The organism is Rhizobacter sp. P3_C12 (assembly GCF_056402735.1).
The window spans coordinates 1-2,670 of record NZ_JBFUGW010000489.1 but is presented as its reverse complement, the minus strand read 5'-3'; the positions used below and the strand labels follow the sequence as shown (position 1 = coordinate 2,670).

Annotated in this window: 1 protein-coding gene, 1 tRNA gene and 1 pseudogene; all 3 read left to right on the top strand. The window is 67.8% G+C overall.

Annotation, left to right across the window (positions count from 1 at the left end):
* Window positions 1–2,022: TonB-dependent siderophore receptor (locus AC1DXV_RS33615; RefSeq protein ID WP_477937894.1), on the top strand; the 2,022-nt coding region annotated here is incomplete at its 5' end.
* A 49-nt stretch (window positions 2,023–2,071) separates the two neighbouring features.
* Window positions 2,072–2,147, top strand: a tRNA-Asn gene (locus AC1DXV_RS33610).
* A 363-nt stretch (window positions 2,148–2,510) separates the two neighbouring features.
* Window positions 2,511–2,670: pseudogene (locus AC1DXV_RS33605) on the top strand (IS5/IS1182 family transposase); the annotation flags it as partial.

Genomic DNA, 2,670 nt, shown 5'->3' with positions numbered 1-2,670 from the left:
TTCGCCACCATCGGCGGCTTCGGCGACCTGCCGCTGTCGAAGCTGCCGCTGCAGGCGAGCGTGATCAGCGGCGTCGCGATGAAGGATGCCGGCGTGCAGAGCCTGGCCGACATCACGCGCTTCGATGCGAGCCTTGGCGACGCCTACAACTCCGAGGGCTACTGGAGCACGCTGATGGTGCGCGGCTTCGCGACCGACAACCGCTTCAACTTCCGCCGCGACGGCTTGCCGATCAACGCGGAAACCTCGCTGCCGCTGGCCAACAAGGAGCGCATCGAGATCCTCAAGGGCACCAGCGGCATGCAGGCCGGCACCAGTGCGCCGGGCGGGCTGGTCAACCTGGTCGTGAAGCGGCCCGAGGGCACGGTGCGCTCGGCCGCGCTGGAGTGGAAGCAGAGCCGCACCTGGCGCGGCGGCGTCGACATCGGCCAGCGCTTCGGCGAGGGCGACGCTTTCGGCCTGCGGGTCAACGCGCAGTACGACGACCTGGATCCGCAGACGCACGACCTGCGCGGCCACAGCCAGCTGCTGGCGGTGGCCGGCGACTGGCGCGTGACGCCGGACACGCTGCTCGAGGCCGAGTTCGAGACCAGCCACCGCTCGCAGCCCAGCGTGCCGGCGATGAGCCTGCTGGGCAACCGCGTGCCCGATGCCTCGGCCTACGACCCGCGGACCAACCTGAACAACCAGCCGTGGTCGCAGCCGGTGGTGCTCGATGGCGACACCGCATCGCTGCGCTGGCAGCAGCGCCTGTCGGCCGACTGGCGCGCCGTGGCGCACTTCGCGACGCAGCGCCTGGTCAGCGACGACCGCCTCGCCTTCCCCTACGGCTGCAGCGCCGAAGGCAACTACGACCGCTACTGCAGCGACGGCACCTACGACCTCTACGACTACCGCAGCGACGACGAACACCGCCGCAGCGACGCGCTGGACCTGGGCGTGCGCGGCACGCTCGCGACCGGCGGGCTGTCGCACGAGCTGCAGGCCGGCGTGCTGTTCTCGCGCTTCAAGAGCCGCCTGCAGGGCCAGGCGTACAACTACGTCGGCACCGGCAACATCGACGGCACCGCCGTGACGCCTGCGGATCCCGCGCTGACCGGCACCAACACCAACCGCGACGAGCGCAATACCGAGCTATACCTGCGTGACGCGATCACGCTGACGCCGACCTGGAGCGCCTGGCTCGGCCTGCGCCACACGCGGCTGAAGCGCGAGAGCATCGCGACCGACGGCAGCCAGCCGGTCTCGTACACCGATGGCTTCACGACGCCGTGGCTCGCGCTGAGCCATGCGCTGCAGCCGGGCCTGCTGGCGTATGCGAGCTGGGGCCAGGGCATCGAATCGGAAGTGGCACCGAACCGCGCGCGCTACACGAATGCCGGGCAGGCGCTCGCGCCGTTGAAGAGCCGGCAGGTGGAGGCGGGCCTGAAGGGCAATGCGACAGACCTGAGCTGGGGCCTGACGGCGTTCGACATCGTGCGCCCGCGCTTTGCCGACGTCGGCAGCAACTGTGCCGACGACACGAATGGCAACACCTGCGCGCACCAGGAAGACGGCGAGCAGCGCCACCGCGGACTCGAGGCCGAGGGCGCCTGGACGACCGGCGACTGGACGCTGCAAGGTGCTGCGATGTGGCTGCACGCGCGCGTCGAGGATGTCGCGAGCGATGCGACGCTGAACGGCAAGCGCCCGGTCAACGTGCCGGACCGCACGCTGAAGCTGAACCTGAACTGGCGCGTGCCGCTGCTCACCGGCCTGAACCTCTCGGCCGGTGCAGTGCACGAGGGCGAGCGGATGGTGCTGCCGGACAACAGCCTGTCCATCCCGGGTTGGACGCGTTTCGATGCGGCAGCGCGCTACGAGCAGCGGGTGGCCGGCGTCGGCACGCTGACCTGGCGCGTGGGCGTCGACAACCTGAGCGACCGCCGCGCCTGGAAGGAAGCCCCGCTGCAGTTCGGGCACGTGTACCTCTACCCGCTGGCGCCGCGGACGGTGCGCGCTTCGGTTCAGATCGATTTGTGAGCCACTCGCCGAAACCGCTGATTTTTCTGTCTATAATCTGAGGCTCAGTTCCTCGATAGCTCAGTTGGTAGAGCGCCGGACTGTTAATCCGTAGGTCCCTGGTTCGAGCCCAGGTCGAGGAGCCAGTATTGACGGGGCCCGCAGCGATGCGGGCCCTTTGTCGTTTGGCGCCGATATGAGACGTTTATGAGACGGTGTCTCATATCCAGTAGTTGTGCGCCCGTCTTGGCGCGTCGCCGGCCGGATCGCCTGGACATGAGCAACGGTGCGCGAGGATCTTCTTCAGCGGCGTGGCCCGTAGTCGTCCTACGCCAACACGCGACGTTTGTAGACAGCAACGACCAATTCTGGGGGTAGTATCCACTGCGTCACGCTAGCGTAACTGGATCAATACACATGACAACTGGGGCGGATCGCGTTAGGGAACCGCTGATTTATTCGGGCAGATCTCGATGGCCGAACGAGGCGTGGACAGCGAGGATGGTTGCATGAAACAGACGAGCTTTGCGAGCCTGGAGTACGCGGGCAAGAAGCGCCAGACGAGGCGCGAGAAGTTCCTGGGCGAGATGGAGCGCGTGGTGCCGTGGTCGGCGCTGTGCGGCTTGATCGAGCCGCACTATCCGCGCAGCGGCCGCGTCGGTCGCCCAC